Here is a 17,319-nt window from a genome sequence, read left to right as displayed (position 1 = left end):
ATTGATGGCGGCGTTCGAGTATCTGGCCTTGTCCGCCGATGGCCGTCGCCACAAGGGCGTGGTCGAGGCCGACAGTGCACGCCAGGCACGGCAGCAGCTGCGCGAACGCAATCTGGCGCCGGTGCAGGTGGATCCGGTCGCGGCGCGCGAAGGCGCGGCCAGTGGTAGCGGCGGCGGGCGCATCGGTAGCGCCGATCTGGCTCTGCTGACCCGGCAGCTGGCCACCTTGGTGCAGGCCGCGCTGCCGGTGGAAGAGGCCCTGCGTGCGGTCGCCGCACAGACCAGCAAGGCGCGCATACGCGCGACCTTGTTGGCGGTGCGCGGCAGGATTCTGGAAGGGCACGGCCTGGCTGCGGCGCTGGCAGCGTATCCGCGGGCCTTTCCCGCGATCTTCCGCAGCATGGTGGCGGCAGGCGAACGTGGCCATCTGGGTGTGGTGCTGGAGCAGTTGGCCGACTACACCGAGCAGCGCCAGCAGTCACGGCAGCGGATCCAGCTGGCCTTGTTGTATCCGCTGATCCTACTGGTGGTGGCGGGCTTGATCGTTGGCTTTCTGTTGGGCTACGTGGTGCCGGATGTGATCGATGTCTTCGTCGACTCCGGCCAGCCCCTGCCTTTGCTGACCCGCGCGCTGGTGGCCAGCAGCAACGTGCTCAGCCAATGGGGACCGTGGTCGTTGCCGGTGCTGGCTGCTGTCGGAGTGCTGGGCTGGCATGCGTTGCAGCAGCCTGCCAGGCGCCTGCGCTGTGACACGGTGCTGCTGCGGATGCCGCTGTTCGACCTGCTGCTACGTGACCTGGATGCGGCGCGTTTTGCCTCCACGCTGGCAATCCTCGCGCGTAGCGGCGTGCCATTGGTGGATGCGTTGCGTATCGCTGCCCAGGTGGTAGGCAATCAGTGCATCAAGGCCGGTCTGCTGCAGGCTGAAGTCGTCGTGCGCGAAGGTGGCAGCCTGACCCGCGCGCTGGAGCAGCACACGCCACTGCCGCCGATGCTGCTGCACATGGTTGCCGCGGGTGAGAAGTCCGGTGCACTGGACGCGATGCTGGCACGCGCCGCACGCAACCAGGAAACCGATCTGGCCGCGCGCATCGCTTTGCTGATCGGCTTGTTCGAGCCTTTCATGCTGCTGCTGATGGGCGCGGTGGTGTTGTTGATCGTGCTGGCCATCCTGCTGCCGATCATGTCCTTGAACCAACTGGTGGGTTGAAACAGCAATGAACGTATCGGCAAGACAACAGGCCGGCTTCACCCTGATTGAAATCATGGTGGTCGTGGTGATCATCGGCATCCTTGCCGCGCTGGTGGTGCCAAAGGTGATGGGACGGCCTGACCAGGCCAAGGTCACCGTCGCCCGTGGGGATCTCAAGGCGATCGCCTCGGCACTGGAAATGTATCGACTGGACAACCGCCGCTATCCGGATACCCAGCAGGGCCTGGAAGCGCTGGTGCAGCGTCCGCCCAGCGGTGCCGACAACTGGAATCCCGAGGGCTACCTCGGGCGCCTGCCGGTTGATCCCTGGGGCAAGCCCTATCTGTACCTGGCACCGGGCAGCAAGGGCGCCTATGACCTGTGGAGCTACGGTGCCGATGGTCGCGAAGGCGGCGATGCACTGGACACCGACCTGGACAGCAGGGATATCTGAGCGTGCGGCATGCGCGCGGCTACACCCTGGTGGAAGTACTGGTGGTGATGGTGATCATTGGCGTGCTGGCCGGTGCGGTGGGCTTGTCCGGGGCAGCGCGTGGCGATGCCTATGTGCTGCGCGAGGAAGCCGAGCGCTTTGCTGCGGTGCTGCGCCTGCTGGCCGATGAGGCCGTGCAGGACAACCGCGAGTATGGCGTGCATATCGGCACGCGGGGCTACGAGGTGCGCGTCTACGACGTGCGCGATAGGCGCTGGCGGGCGCAGCCGGACTGGTCATCGCGACAGCTGCCGCAGGCCATGCAGTTGACGCTGAGCGTGGAAGGCACGCCGGTTGCGTTGGCGGGCGCCGGCGCCGATGCACAGCCGCCGCAGATCGTGCTGTCGTCCTCGGCGCAATCGACACCCTTCAGCGCAACCATGACTGCCACTGACAAGCACGGTCTTGCCTACCGGATCAGTGCGGATGGCTTCAATGATCCGCAAGTGCAGCAGGTGTCGTCGCAATGAGGGCGGCACGTGGATTCACCCTGCTGGAAGTGATGGTGGCCCTGGCTGTGTTGGCCGTGGTTGCGGCGATGGTGCATGTCACCCTGCAGCGTCATGTGCACAACGCGCGCCTGCTGGAGAACCGTGCGTTGGCCGGCTGGCTGGCCGATACCACCCTGGCCGAACTGCAGTTGCAGGGCGCGGTGGTGCCGGGCAGCACTGATGGCGTCGTCGAACAGGGCGGTCGACGCTGGCGGGTGCGGTACGAGATACAGGCCACGGCCGAGCCGCAGCTGCGGCTGGTGCAGCTGCGGGTGACGGATGCGGACAACGAGGATGGTGGCGTCAGCCTGACCGGTTTCGTCGGGGTGGGGCAGTGAAGCAGCGCGCAAACGCCGGTTTTACCCTGCTGGAAGTGCTGGTTGCGGTGGCGATTTTCGCTCTGATTGGCATTGCCAGCCATCGTCTGCTGGTGTCGGCGATACGCGTGGATTCGCAGACCCGCGAGCAGGAGCAGCAACTGCGGCAACTGCTGCGGGCGATGACCAGCCTGGAACGCGATGTCGAGCAGGCCGTCGCGCGGCCGGTACTGGCCACCGACGTTAGCGATGAGCCTGCGTTCTGGAGCGACCCCGACGGACGGGGCCTGCACTGGACCCGCGCTGGCTGGAGCAATCCGCAGGGCGCGTCGCGCGCACAGTTGCAGCGGGTGCACTGGCGGCATGAAGGTTCTGATCTGCTGCGCGAGTACTGGCCGGTGCTCGATCGTGGCGATGACACCGCAGCCCAGCGGCAGCGCGTCCTGCAGGGCATTGCTGGCGTGCAATGGCGCTATCTGGATCGGCAGGGCATATGGCGGGTGCAATGGCAGGGCACGGAGGCGCAGCCACTGCCGCGTGCATTGGAAGTACGCATTGAACACCCGCGATTCGGTGCGTTGCGGCGGGTGCTGTTGCTACCTGCAGGCAGCGTCGGGAGCCAGTCACCATGAAGCGCACGCAGCAAGGCGTCGCATTGATCACAGTGCTGTTGGTGGTGGCGTTGGCTGCCACCGTTTGTGCTGCCTTGGTTACCCGCCAGCAGCTGTCGATACGTGCCAGTGCAAATCAGTTGCATGCACGCCAGGCCTGGCAGTACGCGCGTGGTGGCGAGCAACTGGCCAGCGCCATGTTGACAGCAGACCTGCGCCGGAGTGCTGGCATCGATCATCGCGGCGAGTTTTGGGCGCAGGGCTTGCCGGTGTATCCAGTGGACGGTGGTCAGCTGAGCGTGTCGATCGAGGACCTGTCCGGCCGCTTCAATCTCAACAGCGTTGTGCAGAACGGCGCACTGGATGTCGCAGCATTTGCGCGCCTGCAGCGCCTGCTGGGCTTGCTGCGGCTGGATCCGCAGCTGGCCTGGCAGCTGGTGGCCTGGCTGGCCCCGTCGTTGGCGCCGGATGCGATCCGTCTCTCCAGCGAGCGCGAATACCAGCGTCGCCAGCCGGCGTATCGGCCGGCGCGTCGCGCCCTGCAGGATGTCAGCGAGCTGCGTTTGCTGGCGGGTGTCGATGACGCGGTTTACCAGCGCCTGCTGCCGCATGTCAGTGCGCTACCGGCAACGGCTGCGCTCAATCTCAATACCGCTGATCCGCTGCTGTTGGCCAGTCTCGCCGATGGGCTCGGCCTTGCCGATGGCCAACGCTTGGTCGCCGCGCGCGCTGGCACTGGTTTTGCCAGTGTCGATGAGGTGCTGGCGCAGCCGCTGCTGCAGCGGCGGTTGGTGGCACGCAGCGGCTTGGCGGTGCGTAGCAACTGGTTCCTGGCCAGCACTGAGGTCGCTATCGGCGACCGCCGCCTGCGTCTGCTCAGCACCTTGCACCGCGATGCGGGCAGGGTGCAGGTAGTTGCCCGGCAGTTGGTTCCTCCTGCATTTCCCGAGAAAGATCGATGAAGTCACAACCGCCATTGCCATGCCTGTTCCTGCCTGCATGGTGCAGCGCGAGCCTGCAGGATGATCTGCAGGTCAGCTGGAGCGATGGTCAGCAGGCCGCGCAGTTGCCCTTGCGTGAGGCGTTGGCAACCCTGAAGGGCCGCTCGATCGCCTTGATCGTGCCGGTTGAGCATGTCGCCAGTTGTGCAGTCAGCCTGCCCGCCGGCAGCAGACACTGGCAGCTCAAAGCCTTGCCCTATGCGCTGGAGCCGCTGCTGGCTGAAGAGGTGGAGGGCATGCATCTGGTCCGGGGCGAATGCCTGCACGATGGTCAACATCGGGTGGTGGCCATCAAGCGTGCTCTGCTGGAGGCCTGGTTGCGCCACCTGCGTGAGAACGGTGTGGGGGTAAGCGCAATCCATGTGGATGCGGACCTGCTGCCGAACGAGCCTGCCAGCTTGTACTGGGGCAGTGAGCGTTGTCTGTTGGCCGATGCCAAGGGGTTGCGGCTAGCGCTGGCGCCAGCGCAGCTACCTGCGGTACTGCAGCGGCTGCCGGGAACCTGCAAGGTATTCCATGCGCGCGATGACATGCCGCTGCTGCCGGCCGGGGCGAAGGTCCAACTGCAGGTATTCGACGGCGCACAGCCGACGTGGATGATGGGGCAGGGTTCGCGTGCATTGAATCTGGCACAGGGAGAATTTGCCACCGCTTCAAGCATGCGGTTGCATCACTGGAAGCCAGTGGCATGGGCGCTGGCGGCTGTACTGCTGGCGCAGCTTGCATTCGATGGCGCACAGGCGTGGTTGCTGAACCAGCAGGCTGACGGTTATCGGCAAGCCAACGAAGCCATCTACAAGGGTTTGTTCCCGCAGGAACAGCGCATAGTCGACCTGAAAGCGCAGTTCGACCAGCATCTGCGCCAAGGCAATTCGGCCATGCAGTTGCAGGGGTTGCTGGCTGCAGTTGCCGAGGCCATGCCGGGCACGGCGGATGTGCAGCTGCGACGGATGCACTACCAGGCCGGATCCGGTGAGCTGCAGGTGCAGGTGCAGGGCGGGCCCGCAGCGTTGCAGGGCTTGCAACAGCGCCTGCAGGTCATGCCGCTGTGGGTGAAGGTGACCGGGCCTGATCCGAGCAGGACCGATCAAAGCAGCTTGCAATTGACTGTTGGAGCAGCGCGATGAGCACGATGGTCTCAAGCAGGGCCGGAGCGCACAGCGTGCGCAGTCGGGTCGCCGCACGTTGGCAGCTGCTGGCATCGCGCGAGCGCATCGCACTGCAGCTGTTGTTGGTGTTTTCTACAGCGCTGGCGTTCTGGTTTGCAGCATGGCTGCCGGTCCGCGCAACACTGCAGCAGGCCCGCAGTCACGTGGCCACGGAACAACAACTGCAGACCTATCTGCGTGCCAATGCGCCTCGCTTGATCGCAGCAGTGCAGCGCACCGGCATGCCGAACGCCGAACAGTTGCCCGCGCTGTTGACGGCGACGGCAGACAAGCATGGACTGGTGATCAACGCGGTCCAGCCGCAAGCGGAACAGCGCATCCAGCTTGCCTTCAATGGCGCGCCGGTGGATGTGATGGTATGGCTGCAGGCACTGCAGGACATGGGGATCGCCGTGGATGAACTGACACTCGCACAGCAGCCTGATGACAGCTGGAAGGGAGAGGCTTTGTTGCTGGTTCCGCGAAGCTGAACGTGAAGCCAGTGGGGTCTGTTGCCGCTGAAACTGTCGCATCGCACAAAAAACCGTGTTATCAATGCTCCCCATGAACGCAGCCCGCGCCAGCTTTTACTTTTGGTATTACTTTCCCAAGCCGCTGGCGGAGGAAGGACTGCGCTTACCCTGAAGAAACTTTCAGATGCATTCCCGAAAAGCCGCCAGCGAACCTGGCGGCTTTTTTCTTGCCGCCACGCTGGGGCCAAACCATTCACTGTTTTGAACTGGAGACCCCCATGCCCCCCCATACCGACGATCTGCGCATCCGCAAACTTGAACCCCTGACCTCGCCGGCGCAGCTACTGGCGTTGCTGCCCTGTGACGAGGAAGCCTCGCAGACCGTGGCCGACGCCCGTGCCTCGCTGCACCGCATCCTGCATGGCGAGGATGACCGCCTGGCGGTTGTCGTGGGCCCGTGTTCGATTCATGACCCGGTGGCGGCGATGGAGTACGCCCAGCGCCTGCGTCCGCTGCGTGATGCGCTGGCCGGCGAGCTTGAGATCGTGATGCGCGTGTACTTCGAGAAGCCGCGCACCACGGTGGGCTGGAAGGGCCTGATCAACGACCCGGACCTGGACGGCAGCTTCAACATCAACAAGGGCCTGCGCGTTGCGCGCGGCCTGCTGCGTGACATCAACCGCCTCGGCCTGCCGGCCGGCGTGGAGTTCCTGGACGTGATCTCGCCGCAGTACATCGCCGACCTGGTGGCCTGGGGCGCGATTGGTGCGCGTACCACGGAAAGCCAGGTGCACCGCGAGCTGGCCTCGGGCCTGTCGTGCCCGGTTGGCTTCAAGAACGGCACCACCGGCGATGTGAAGATCGCCGCCGATGCGGTCGGCGCGGCCTCGCACCCGCACCACTTCCTGTCGGTGACCAAGGAAGGCGGCACCGCCATCGTGGCCACCCGCGGCAACCCGGATTGCCATGTGATCCTGCGTGGCGGCAAGACCCCGAACTACGACGCCGCCAGCGTGCAGGCCGCCAGTGACGTGCTGGCCAAGTCGCAGCTGGCGGCGCGGTTGATGATCGATGCCAGCCACGCCAACAGCAGCAAGAAGCCGGAAAACCAGCCCAAGGTAGTCGATGACATCGCCAGCCAGCTGGAAGCCGGCGAGCAGCGTGTGGTCGGGGTGATGATCGAAAGCCATCTGGTGGCCGGCCGCCAGGATCTGGTCGAAGGCCAGCCGCTGGTCTACGGCCAGAGCATCACCGATGGCTGCATCGATTGGGACAGCACCGTGCAGGTGCTGGAGCGTCTGGCCGAGGCGGTGCGCGCGCGCCGCCGCGCCCAGCTGGAGGCGGCGGCCTGAGGATTCCGTGACAGTTTCACTGGCGCACATCGGGCTGTCCAAGTAGTTTACGCGGCGGGAGGCGGTAGGCCTCCCGCCTGCTTTGGAGACAGGGGGAGCACCGTCTCCGGCAGGAAGCCTATGAATCACCGCTCCATGGAGAAGGAACTGATGCGTACCCGTATGTGCACCGTGGCATTGGCAATGATGCTGGTCCCGTCGCTGGCGCTGGCCAAGAAGGAAGTTTTTGATTCGGGCAGTGGCTGCCTGCAGAACCTGTCGGTGGCCGGTGGCTTCACCAGCGGCAAGCAGTTCCTGGCTTCGACCGACCATGAAGGTGTCAGCTACGCCGACGCGTTCGCCAAGACCGTGGCCGCGATCGAAGCCGAAGGCATGGTTGGCGTTTACCCGAACGAGACCACTGGCTACATCGCCGCCGAGAATCCGGTCCGTGGCGGCGGCGGTTCAACCGTTCCGTTGCGTACCACCGTGCGTCGCCAGCCTGACGGCAGCGTCCGCGTCGAAGTGCGTTTCAGCATCAAGGGTGGCCAGATGACGTCCAACAAGGCAGTCGGCGAAGGCTTGTGCAAGATTGCCGACGCAGCCAGCCTGTAATTCGGGGCAGGGCCAGGTGAAGGGGCTGTGGTTTCTGTATCTGCTGGAGTGCCGTGATGGCAGCTATTACGCGGGTATCAGTACCGATGTGGAGGCCCGTTTCCTGGCCCATGCTGCCGGCAAGGGGGCGCGTTACACCCGCGCGCACCCGCCGCTGCGGGTCCTGGCAAGCCGCGCCTATGCCGACCGCTCGGCCGCATCCCGCGCCGAGTGGCAGATCAAGCAGCTGCCGCGTGAGCGCAAGCTGGCCTGGCTGGAACGGACAGAAGATTGAGGTAGAGTCGCATCTGTAGCCGCGGCAGCTAGCGGCTTCCAACGTCCGGTCACCCGGGCAACAGCCACGCATGCGGCTGCGGTAGCAGGGCGGCGGCGTGCCGGCATCATCCTCAAGTGGGGTATTGCGATGGCAGGTTGGTATGAGTTGGACAAGAGCAGCGACGGTCAGTTCTACTTCGTGCTCAAGGCAGGCAACGCCGAGGTCATCCTGACCAGCGAGCGTTACACCACCCGCGCTGCTGCGGAGAACGGTATCGCCTCGGTGCAGAAGAACAGCCCTGATGAAGCGCATTACGAGCGCAAGACCGCCAGTGACGGGCGCTACCATTTCAATCTGAAAGCGGCCAACCACCAGGTGATCGGCAGCAGCCAGATGTATGCCTCGCAGGCCGCGCGCGAAGCCGGCATCACCAGCGTCAAGGGCAATGGCCCCAGCACCACGATCAAGGACAAGACCGCGTAGCGGTGTTGTAGCTGTTGTAATGAAAAACCCCGGGAAAACCGGGGTTTTTCAATTGTAGTGCCGAGCCATGCTCGGCAAGGGGCCTTCTCGGTAAAGCCTCTGCCGAGCATGGCTCGGCACTACAGGAGGGGCTTTCAGGCCTTCATGCTGCCGGTATCGATGTAGCGCTGATGCCAGGACAGGGCTTCCGGCAACAGGTGCGGCGTGTGCTTGCCGTAGCTGTCGCGGCAGGCGCGGTCGAAGTAATCGTTGAGCTGGTCGCGGTAATCCGGGTGCGCGCAGTTGTCGATCACCTGACGCGCACGTGCACGCGGCGGCAGGCCGCGCAGATCGGCCAGGCCCTGCTCGGTGACGATGATCGAGACATCGTGCTCGGTGTGGTCGACGTGGCTGACCATCGGCACGATCGCCGAGATCGAACCGCCCTTGGCCATCGACGGGCTCAGGAAGGTGGACAGGAAGCCGTTGCGGGTGAAGTCGCCAGAACCACCGATGCCGTTCATGATCCGGCTGCCCATCACATGGGTGGAATTGACGTTGCCGTACAGGTCGACCTCGATCATGCCGTTCATGCCGATGCAGCCCAGTCGACGCACCAGCTCAGGATGGTTGGAGATCTCCTGCGTGCGCATGATGATGCGCTCGCGGTAGAACTTGATGTTGCGCTTGAACTCTTCGTTCGCCTCCGGGCTCAACGCGAAGCCGGTGCATGAGGCGTACTCGAGCACACCGGACTTGAGCAGGTCCAGCATGCCGTCCTGGATCACCTCGGTGAACGAGGTCAGGCCGCGCAGACCGCTTTCAGCCAGGCCTGCAAGCACCGCATTCGGAATATTGCCAACGCCCGACTGCAGCGGCAGCAGGTTGGCCGGCAGGCGGCCCTTGGCGACTTCGTGCTTGAGGAATTCGATCAGATAGCCGGCAATCTGGCGGCTGTCCTCATCGATCGGCTTGAACGGGCTGTTGCGGTCCGGCCCATTGGTGTGCACCACTGCGACGATCTTGTCCGGGTCCACGCTGAGCGTGGCCTGGCCGATGCGATCGTTGGCGTGGATCAGCGGGATCGGCTTGCGGTGCGGCGGCAGCGCGGTGCCGTAGTAGATGTCGTGCATGCCCTCGATGTCCGCGGGCTGCCACTCGTTGACCTCGATGATCACTTTCTTGGCCAGGTCCAGCCAGGTCTTGTTGTTGCCGACCGAGGTGGAGGGCACCAGAGAGCCGTCTGCATGGATGGCCGACACTTCGATCACCGCGGTATCGATCTCACCGTAGAAGCCAAACCACACATGCTGGGCAACGTGGGAAAGGTGGATGTCGATGTAGTCCAGCGTGCCTTCGTTGATGCGCTTGCGTGCATCCGGGTCGGTCTGGAACGGCATGCGCATGGCGATGGCATCGGCCTTGGCCAGCGCGCCATCCAGCTCCGGTGCGGTCGACGCGCCGGTCATCAGCTTGATCTTGAACGGCTGGCCGGCGGCGTGCACCTCTTCAATGCGCTGCGCCAGTGCCAGCGGCACCGCCTTGGGATAGCCGGAACCGGTGAAGCCACTCATGGCCACGGTTTCGCCGGGCTGGATGAAGGCCGCGGCTTGTTCGGCGGAAACGATGCGGTCGCGCAGGCGCGGGTCCAAGATGCGTTCGACAGACATGACGACTACGGTTTGTTGGGGGGATACCCGATTATCGCCCTTCGGCGTGAACAGGGGGGTTGGACCTTGGTGGAATGGTCATTACGGATTTGCTGCTCTTGTACTCCCCGGTATTGTTTTGCAGTGCAGCGTGCAAGTTGTTTGCGCACCCGGCAGGATCGCCCTGCATCCCGACGTGGGGGAGGGAGCAAGGCCCGCTGACAGTTCGCTGTCAGCGGGCTTTTTTATTGCCTGATCGCCGGAGATGGCGACTTCTGGGCCGCAGATGCCAGAATCGCGGCATGAACCAAATCGCCCCCGCAGCACCTGAATCTGTTCAACCGGTAATCGAACGTGCTTTGGCCCGGCTCAAGCTGGCCGCTCCCGATCCGGCGCAATGGCCGTCATCAGAGGCCTTCGAGGCTGGTTTGCGGCAGCTGGCGGTTACCAGCGATTTCGCCATCGATACCCTGTGCCGGCAGCCGGAGCTGCTGCAGTTGCTGGCGCAGGCCGATCCAGCCCTCGTGCCGCTGCCCGTGCTGGACCCGCTGCAACCCACGGCCTGGCCGACCCAGCTGCGCCGCTACCGCGCTGCGGCTTCGACCCGGCTGATCTGGCGCGATCTGCTCGAACTCGACGATGTCGATGCCACCCTGGCTGGCGCCACCCGCCTGGCCGAGGAATGCCTGCAGCTGGGCCTGGAGGCACTGGAGCAGGAGTTCGCCAGCCGCCATGGCGTGGTCCGCGACGCCGCTGGCAGCGCGCAGCGGCTGGTGGTGTTCGGGCTGGGCAAGCTCGGCGGTGGCGAGCTGAATTTTTCGTCCGATATCGATCTGGTCTACGCCTACCCGCACAACGGCGAGTCCGATGGCGCGCGTCCGCTGGCGGCCGAGGAGTATTTCGCGCGGCTCGGCCAGCGTCTGGCGCGGTTGCTGGACGAAACCACCGCTGAAGGCTTCAGCCACCGCGTCGATCTGCGCCTGCGCCCATTCGGCACCGCTGGTCGCGTTGCCCTGTCGTTCGCCGGCATGGATCAATACTTCCAGCGCGAAGGACGCGACTGGGAGCGCTACGCCTGGATCAAGGCGCGCGCAGTGGCCGGCGACATCGCCGCTGGCGAGGCCTGGCTGGAGACGCTGCGGCCCTTCGTCTACCGCCGCTACCTGGATTTCACCGCGCTCGATGGCCTGCGTGAGATGAAGGCGGCGATCACCGCCGAAGTCGCGCGCAAGGACCGGCTGGACGACATCAAGCGTGGTCCGGGCGGCATCCGCGAGATCGAGTTCCTCGCCCAGGCATTGCAGTTGATCCGTGGCGGCCGCGAACCGGCACTGCGCGAGCGGCGCCTGTTGCCGGCGCTGCGCGCGCTGGTCGAAGGCGGGCAGATGGCGGCCAGCGATGGCGATGACCTGATCCAGGCCTATCGCTTCCTGCGCCGCGTCGAGAACCGCCTGCAGATGCTGCGCGACGCGCAGACGCACTGCCTGCCCAACGATCCGCTGGATCGCAGCCGCGTCGCCCTCGGCCTCGGCTATGCCGATTGGGATGCCTTGCTTGCAGCCCTGAACGAACAGCGCGAACGCGTCAGCGTTGAATTTGGTGCATTGCTTGCGCCGCGCCAGGGCCAGGCCGCCCCGGATGTGTTGTCCAGCTATTGGCGGGTGCTACCCGGCGGCGGCAGCGCCGACGTGCTGGCCGAAGCCGGCTTCGCCGATGCCAACGGCGCCGATCAATCGCTGCGCGAGTTCGCCCAGTCGTTGGGCGTGAAGTCCCTGTCCGACAGCGCCCGCGCGCGCCTGGACCGGGTGCTGCCGGCGCTGCTGCATGCGGCCACCCGCTCGCCGCAGCCCGATGCCGCGTTGCGCCGCGTGCTCGGCCTGCTGCAGGCCATCCTGCGCCGCACCAGCTATCTGGCCCTGTTGGACGAACAACCCAGCGCCTTGACCCGGTTGGTCAATGTGCTGGCACGCAGCGCGTTGTTGTCCGAGCGGCTGGTTGCCTTCCCGCTGCTGCTGGACGAGTTGCTGGATACCCGCGTCGCCGGGCCGATGCCGGAGGCACAGGAGATGCAGGAAGCCTGCGCCAGCGCCTTGCAGATCGATGACCCGGAAGCAGCGCTGCGCGCGCTCAACGAAGTACGGCTCGCACTGAGCTTCCGCATGGCCTTGGCCTTCCACGATGGCCGCCAGCGTGCGGTGGACTGTACACAGCAACTGGCGCAACTGGCCGACGCGGTGGTGGTGACCGTGCTGCAGATGGCACATGCCGACATGCAGCAGGCGCATGGTGAAGTGCCGGGCGGGCGCTTTGCGATCATCGGCTACGGCAGCCTCGGCGGCGTCGAGCTGGGCTTCGGTTCGGACCTGGATCTGGTGTTCCTGTACGACAGTCCGGCTGGCATCGACGGTAGCGATGGTCCGCGTCCCTTGGACAGCGGCCGCTGGTTTGCCCGTCTTGCGCAGAAGGTGATGGCCTTGCTCGGTGCGGTGACCGCCGCCGGCCGCCTGTACGACATCGATGTGCGCCTGCGCCCGGACGGCGGCAAGGGCGCGCTGGTGTCGTCGCTGGCCAGCTATACCGAATACCAGCGCGAACGCGCCTGGACCTGGGAGCACCAGGCGCTGGTACGCGCCCGCGGCGTGGCCGGTGATGCATCGCTGCTGTCCGACTTCGAACAGGTACGCGTCGATACCTTGAGCCGTACGCGTGAGAGCGAGACCCTGTTCGGTGATGTGCTGAAGATGCGTGCACGCATGCGTGCCGAACTGGACCGCAGTGATGCCGGGCGGCTGGACTTGAAGCAGGGCGCAGGCGGCTTGGTGGATCTGGAATTCGTGCTGCAGACCGGCGTGCTGTCGCAGGCTCAGCACGATCGTGCGCTGTGTGCGCCCAGGGATACCCCGTTGTTGATTTCAGTGTTGGCAGCAGCAGGGTGGTTGCCAGACGACACCGCGCTGGCCTTGCATGATGCGCATGCAACGCTGCTTGATGCGGGCTTGAGCTGCACCTTGGACCGACGACCGCGGATTGCCATCCCGACGCCCGAGATCGAAGCGGCGTGTGCGGCGATCAGCGCCGCCGCAATCGCGCAGGGCCTGCCGTTCGAACCGGGCAAGCGCGCGGAGTGATGGTGAAGAGCAGCCCGGTTTGGTACCGGGCTGCAGTGCTCAGCGGGTATTGCCGCGCAGCGGCGCCATTTTCCACAGCAGGGCGCGGAACGGTGCCAACAGGCACACGCCGATGGCCAGTTTCACCGCCAGATCGCCTGCGGCCCAGCTGAGCCACGGCAGCTGCGAGCCGGCAAAGGCAATCGACCAGAAGATCGCCGTATCCACCGTGGCACTGCAGGTGGTGGCCACCATCGGCGCACGCCACCAGTTGCCCGCACGCAGTCGGTCGAACACGGTGATGTCCAGCAACTGCGCGGCGATGAAGGCCGAGCACGACGCCACCGCGATGCGCGGGGTGGCGATCCACACCGACAGCACTACCGCCACCGCAAAGCCGGCCCAGGCCACACGGCGTGCCGCCTGTGGGCCGAAGCGACGATTGATCAGGTTGCTGACCAGAAACGCGATCGGGTAGCTGAAGGCGCCCCAGGTGAGCCAGTCGTTGATCGGGTACTGCACCAGTACATTCGAGCCCAGCACCACGGCACCCATCGCCAGCACGGCCAGCAGGAGTGAGGTGGGGGTAAGCGGGGCGAAGCGGATGGACGGATGTGAGGACATGAACGGGCACAGGCAGCGCCGGTGGGCACTGCATCGATAGAAGGGGGAGGGGCCGTGCCGGGAAGGCAGACCGGCGGGCATTGTAGCGGGTGTGGCCGAGACGGATGTCAACGGCGGCAGGAGTGCATACAGCCTGCGATCAAGCTGACTGAGCCCCTCTCCCGCATGGCGGGAGAGGGGTTGGGGTGAGGGCAGCTTTTGCTTGTGCTGTCAGCCCTGCGGGCGCTTGAGCTTCAAATTACAAAAGCCAATGCCAAAGCGCCCTCATCCGCCCTTCGGGCACCTTCTCCCGCAAGCAGGAGAAGGGATGCTTCAAACATTTCTACGATCTGCAGCCTTCAAGCACCACAGCCTCAGAGCTTCCCGCTATGACTCACCTGCGCCGCTTCAATGCCCGGCACAAAGGTCAGCACCGCACCATCTTCCGCACGCACCATCCAACCCGCACCCTGCGGGCTCGGCGTGAACGCCACCGTCTGCCCGAGCACGAAGTTCCCGGCCGGGTTGTCCTCGCGCTGTGGCCAATGCAGGGACGCGGTGTTGGCGGCATCCAAAGGATCGGCCAGGGCGACGCTGCGGCCGCCATCGGCGTCCTGGGTGATGGCTTCGACCTTCATGTCCGGCAGCGGGCCGACGCTGACGCGGCGCGTCTGGCCTTCACCCGATTTCGCCGATGCCGTCGACGACTTGTCGGCAGCCGATGCCGCCAACAGCAACGGCGCGGACACCAGCATCGTCACTCCGACCGAAGTCACCAGGGTGCTGACCTCCGAACGGTTCAAACCATTGCCGGCACGCGCGGGTGCAACCGCCAACATGGCGCTGATGGCAGCAGCGCAGGCCAACTGGGAAAGCATGGATTTCATGGAGTGTTCCTCAACTGCAACGGATCAAGATCAAAGCGTTTGCGTGCGGCTCTCATCCACCGCCTCGATGGTCGGCACGAATGCCAAAGCAGCACCCTCGGTGTTGCGCAGCATCCAGCCGGCGCCCTGCGGGCTCGGCTGGAAGGCGACCTTGCTGCCAACCGTGAAACCGGCCGCTGGATCATCCTCGCGCTTGGGCCACTGCAACGTGGCGCGGTTTTCGACGTTGGCCGGGTCTTCCAGGGTGACACGACGGCCACCATCGGCCGCGGTCTCCACCGATTTCACTTCCAGATCCGGCAGAGTTCCGGCGCTGATGCGGCGCTTTTCCTCGCGGCGCTCGCTGGATTCCTTGGACATGTCGGCTGCGCCGCGCACACCAGCGGCGGACAGGAAGATCGGCCCGGATACCACCATCACCACGCTGGAGCCGGTTACCAGCATCGAAACCTGGGAGCCGTTGAGGTTGGGTTCGCCCGCGCGGACCTGGGTTGGAGCCACAGCCAGCGAAAGGGTGAAGGCAACGGTGAGGACGCCGCTGTTGAACAGATGCTTCATGGGATAGCTTCCTGCTGAAGTGTTGGGGCTTGGGTGTTGCTTCCGGTCATCGCCGGTACGGGTGTTTGATGGGCGACGGCGAGTTCGTGTTCGAGCGCGCCACTGCGATGCAGGAAGTCGAACACCGACTCCACCGTCACCACCGAATAGTTGCCCGAGATCCGCTCGCTGGCCGGGTGGTCTGTAACTGCCACGTTGTCGGCAAGGAAACGCGCACCCAGCCGCTTGCCGATGCCGATGTGCATGCGTGACGGCGTATAGCCCTTCTGCTTGAGCCAGGCCAGGGCGCTGTCGCGGTCAGCGAGGGGCGCATCGCCTGCGGCCTGCGCCATTGCCGCTGCGGCGACTTCCAGGATCCATTGGTTGGAGTTCTGGTATTCGCTGCTGCCGGGATAGGCCAACATGCTGTAGCGCGGCTCATGCAGTGCACGTGCCTGGGGCGCGGCGCCGCTGAGCAGGGCTTTCAATGCCGCGCGTACTGCCGGCGTGGGAATGCCAACGCGCAGATCCGTGGTGATCGAGCTTTCGCCTACCAGGTTCACCAGACCTTCGCGGTACAGGTCGGAGCTGTCGGTCTTGCAGCGGTTGAGCAGGTGCACCACATCCCAGCTGCCGGCGTCGTTGCGCACCAGGAAGGCCAGGTGGCTGTGGCGCAGGCCGTACTTGCTCAGGTCCTGGCCGCCGCGTGCAGCGATAGCCACATCCACGCCGGGCATGGCATCGAGCGTATCGGCGGTGACCGCGGCCATGTCGAACATGGCGGCAATCGTGGTCGGCGGCGGATAACGCGGGCTGCAGGCCGGTTGCGCTAATGCCGGGATTGAAAGTGTGGCCAGGCTCAGTGAGGCTGCCAGCAATAGTGTGGTGCGGGGTTTCATCGGCGCGCATCCTTGCATGGTGCTTGGGAAATATTCGTTAGGAGCCTGCGCAGGCGCGCGCTTGCTGGCTGCCTTTGCCCGGATTTGCGTTCAAGGCTGCTTCCATTGCGCATGCAGCAGGCCGGATACAGCAAAACAGGCAGGCGCATCCTTGTTGGACAGCACGATCACCGTCTCGCCGGTTGCGGGGTAATGGCGCACGTCGGTGCAGACACCGTCGGTGCTGCCACCATGGCCCCAGCGGAAGTCGCGGGCCGGCACATCCTTGCCGTAACCGGTGGCAAAGAATCCCAGGCCCATGAACTCACGCTGGGTCTGGGTGGCCTGTTCGAACAGTGCCGCCGGCAGCAGCTTGCCGGCATTCAATGCCTGCACGAAGCGGAACATGTCACGCGCGCTGCCCACTTCGCCGCCGGCGGGCAGGCCGCGCTTGGGTTGGGTGGCGCAGTTGCGCACGCGCTTGCCATCCACGTCCACATAGGCCCGTGCGAGATCAGCGGCGGGATCGTTGCAATCCACGAAGCCGGTGTGTTGCATGCCGGCCGGTTGCAGCACGTGCTGGCGGATGTAGCTTTCGAAATCCTGCCCGGAGAGGACTTCCAGCATCCGTCCCAATACCAGATAGCCAAAGTTGCCGTACTTCTGCGCGCTGCCTGGCGCGAACTCCGGAGCGCGCCCGGCATGCAGCGCGACCATTTCCTCCAGGCTGCGCAGGCGCGCGCGATCGTCACTGTGTTCGGCGCCAAACAATTCATCGATATCCCCCGCACCGGCGCTATGTGTCAGCAGCTGGCGCACGCTCACCTCATTGGCGAACTGGCGGTTGGGGTAGTCCGTAAGCACCTCACCGACCTTGCTGTCCAGGCTGAGGCGACCGGCGGCGATCTGCTGCAGGATCGCCACGCTGGTGAACATCTTGCCGGCCGAGGCCAGGTTGAAGCGGTCATTCACCTGCAGCGGTATTTCCTGCTGCTCATCGCGCGCGCCATAGGCTTTCTCGAACACGACCTCATCGCCGCTGGCGATCAGCACTGTGCCCGAGAATTGGCCGGCGGCCTGCAGCCCCAACGCAAAGCCATCCAGCTGCGCCAGCGCTTCAGCGCTGGGCGCCTGCGCGGCAGTGGCAATCCAGGGCAATGCAGCGAGCAGCAACGGGGCAAGGCGCAGCAGGGCAGGCGTGGCAGCTGGATGCTTCAGTGGTTTGCGCATGGTCGGGCCCTGGTTGGGAACGGCCAGAACATACCATT

Annotated in this window: 19 protein-coding genes; 13 read left to right on the top strand and 6 right to left on the bottom strand. The window is 65.1% G+C overall.

The genetic code is table 11. From position 1 onward, the window contains the following. The first annotated feature begins 4 nt into the window (after positions 1-4). The 12 genes from gspF to ACVOLS_RS08360 all read left to right on the top strand — a co-directional run bounded on the left by gspF (position 5) and on the right by ACVOLS_RS08360 (position 8,411). Positions 5-1,210 (top strand): type II secretion system inner membrane protein GspF, encoded by a 1,206-nt coding sequence (gene gspF, locus ACVOLS_RS08415; RefSeq protein ID WP_481545254.1) that lies wholly within the window; start codon positions 5-7, stop codon positions 1,208-1,210. A gap of 7 nt (positions 1,211-1,217) precedes the next feature. Next, positions 1,218-1,646, top strand: coding sequence for a type II secretion system major pseudopilin GspG (gene gspG / locus ACVOLS_RS08410; protein ID WP_481545253.1), 429 nt, complete (start codon positions 1,218-1,220; stop codon positions 1,644-1,646). A 2-nt stretch (positions 1,647-1,648) separates the two neighbouring features. Next, positions 1,649-2,155 (top strand): type II secretion system minor pseudopilin GspH, encoded by a 507-nt coding sequence (gene gspH, locus ACVOLS_RS08405; protein ID WP_481545252.1) that lies wholly within the window; start codon positions 1,649-1,651, stop codon positions 2,153-2,155. Next, positions 2,152-2,514: a type II secretion system minor pseudopilin GspI gene (gspI, locus tag ACVOLS_RS08400; RefSeq protein WP_481545251.1), complete on the top strand. Its 363-nt coding sequence runs from the start codon at positions 2,152-2,154 to the stop codon at positions 2,512-2,514. Before gspH ends, gspI begins: the two co-directional genes overlap by 4 nt. Further along, positions 2,511-3,125, top strand: coding sequence for a type II secretion system minor pseudopilin GspJ (gene gspJ, locus ACVOLS_RS08395; protein WP_481545250.1), 615 nt, complete (start codon positions 2,511-2,513; stop codon positions 3,123-3,125). The genes gspI and gspJ overlap by 4 nt, the downstream gene beginning before the upstream one ends. Continuing rightward, positions 3,122-4,066 (top strand): type II secretion system minor pseudopilin GspK, encoded by a 945-nt coding sequence (gene gspK / locus ACVOLS_RS08390; protein ID WP_481545249.1) that lies wholly within the window; start codon positions 3,122-3,124, stop codon positions 4,064-4,066. The genes gspJ and gspK overlap by 4 nt, the downstream gene beginning before the upstream one ends. Further along, positions 4,063-5,232, top strand: a complete 1,170-nt coding sequence (gene gspL, locus ACVOLS_RS08385; RefSeq protein ID WP_481545248.1) for a type II secretion system protein GspL — start codon at positions 4,063-4,065, stop codon at positions 5,230-5,232. The genes gspK and gspL overlap by 4 nt, the downstream gene beginning before the upstream one ends. Further along, the gene (gene gspM, locus ACVOLS_RS08380; protein ID WP_481545247.1) at positions 5,229-5,744 is read left to right on the top strand and encodes a type II secretion system protein GspM; all 516 of its coding nucleotides are present in this window, start codon (positions 5,229-5,231) and stop codon (positions 5,742-5,744) included. The genes gspL and gspM overlap by 4 nt, the downstream gene beginning before the upstream one ends. A gap of 260 nt (positions 5,745-6,004) precedes the next feature. Continuing rightward, positions 6,005-7,078: a 3-deoxy-7-phosphoheptulonate synthase gene (locus ACVOLS_RS08375; RefSeq protein WP_481545246.1), complete on the top strand. Its 1,074-nt coding sequence runs from the start codon at positions 6,005-6,007 to the stop codon at positions 7,076-7,078. Positions 7,079-7,228: 150 nt separating this feature from the next. After that, positions 7,229-7,672: a hypothetical protein gene (locus tag ACVOLS_RS08370; protein ID WP_481545245.1), complete on the top strand. Its 444-nt coding sequence runs from the start codon at positions 7,229-7,231 to the stop codon at positions 7,670-7,672. 16 nt (positions 7,673-7,688) lie between these two features. Beyond that, complete coding sequence (locus tag ACVOLS_RS08365; RefSeq protein WP_481545244.1) at positions 7,689-7,946, top strand: GIY-YIG nuclease family protein; 258 nt, start codon at positions 7,689-7,691, stop codon at positions 7,944-7,946. Positions 7,947-8,075: 129 nt separating this feature from the next. Then, positions 8,076-8,411 (top strand): YegP family protein, encoded by a 336-nt coding sequence (locus tag ACVOLS_RS08360; protein WP_481545243.1) that lies wholly within the window; start codon positions 8,076-8,078, stop codon positions 8,409-8,411. 134 nt (positions 8,412-8,545) lie between these two features. Here ACVOLS_RS08360 and ACVOLS_RS08355 read toward each other — a convergent pair whose 3' ends face one another. Further along, positions 8,546-10,060: an acetyl-CoA hydrolase/transferase family protein gene (locus tag ACVOLS_RS08355; RefSeq protein WP_481545242.1), complete on the bottom strand. Its 1,515-nt coding sequence runs from the start codon at positions 10,058-10,060 to the stop codon at positions 8,546-8,548. Positions 10,061-10,341: 281 nt separating this feature from the next. Between ACVOLS_RS08355 and glnE the strand changes: the two genes are divergently transcribed. Beyond that, positions 10,342-13,167 carry a bifunctional [glutamate--ammonia ligase]-adenylyl-L-tyrosine phosphorylase/[glutamate--ammonia-ligase] adenylyltransferase gene (glnE, locus tag ACVOLS_RS08350; RefSeq protein ID WP_481545241.1) on the top strand — a complete coding sequence of 942 codons (2,826 nt, stop codon included), beginning with the start codon at positions 10,342-10,344 and terminating at the stop codon, positions 13,165-13,167. Positions 13,168-13,206: 39 nt separating this feature from the next. Here glnE and ACVOLS_RS08345 read toward each other — a convergent pair whose 3' ends face one another. From ACVOLS_RS08345 to ACVOLS_RS08325, 5 genes are all read right to left on the bottom strand, one after another. After that, positions 13,207-13,770: a VUT family protein gene (locus ACVOLS_RS08345; RefSeq protein WP_481545240.1), complete on the bottom strand. Its 564-nt coding sequence runs from the start codon at positions 13,768-13,770 to the stop codon at positions 13,207-13,209. 353 nt (positions 13,771-14,123) lie between these two features. After that, positions 14,124-14,636, bottom strand: a complete 513-nt coding sequence (locus ACVOLS_RS08340) for a hypothetical protein (RefSeq protein WP_481545239.1) — start codon at positions 14,634-14,636, stop codon at positions 14,124-14,126. A gap of 30 nt (positions 14,637-14,666) precedes the next feature. After that, a complete protein-coding gene (locus ACVOLS_RS08335) occupies positions 14,667-15,194 on the bottom strand; it encodes a hypothetical protein (RefSeq protein ID WP_481545238.1) in 528 nt (175 codons plus the stop codon). Then, on the bottom strand, positions 15,191-16,072 hold the full coding sequence (locus ACVOLS_RS08330) for a DUF2145 domain-containing protein (RefSeq protein ID WP_481545237.1): 882 nt from the start codon (positions 16,070-16,072) through the stop codon (positions 15,191-15,193). Before ACVOLS_RS08330 ends, ACVOLS_RS08335 begins: the two co-directional genes overlap by 4 nt. A 90-nt stretch (positions 16,073-16,162) precedes the next feature. Next, positions 16,163-17,281, bottom strand: a complete 1,119-nt coding sequence (locus ACVOLS_RS08325) for a serine hydrolase domain-containing protein (protein ID WP_481545236.1) — start codon at positions 17,279-17,281, stop codon at positions 16,163-16,165. Positions 17,282-17,319: the final 38 nt, after the last annotated feature.

This window comes from Stenotrophomonas sp. STEN038, from assembly GCF_056759895.1.
The sequence above is the reverse complement of the archived record's forward strand: the minus strand, read 5'-3'. Positions and strand labels throughout refer to the sequence as shown.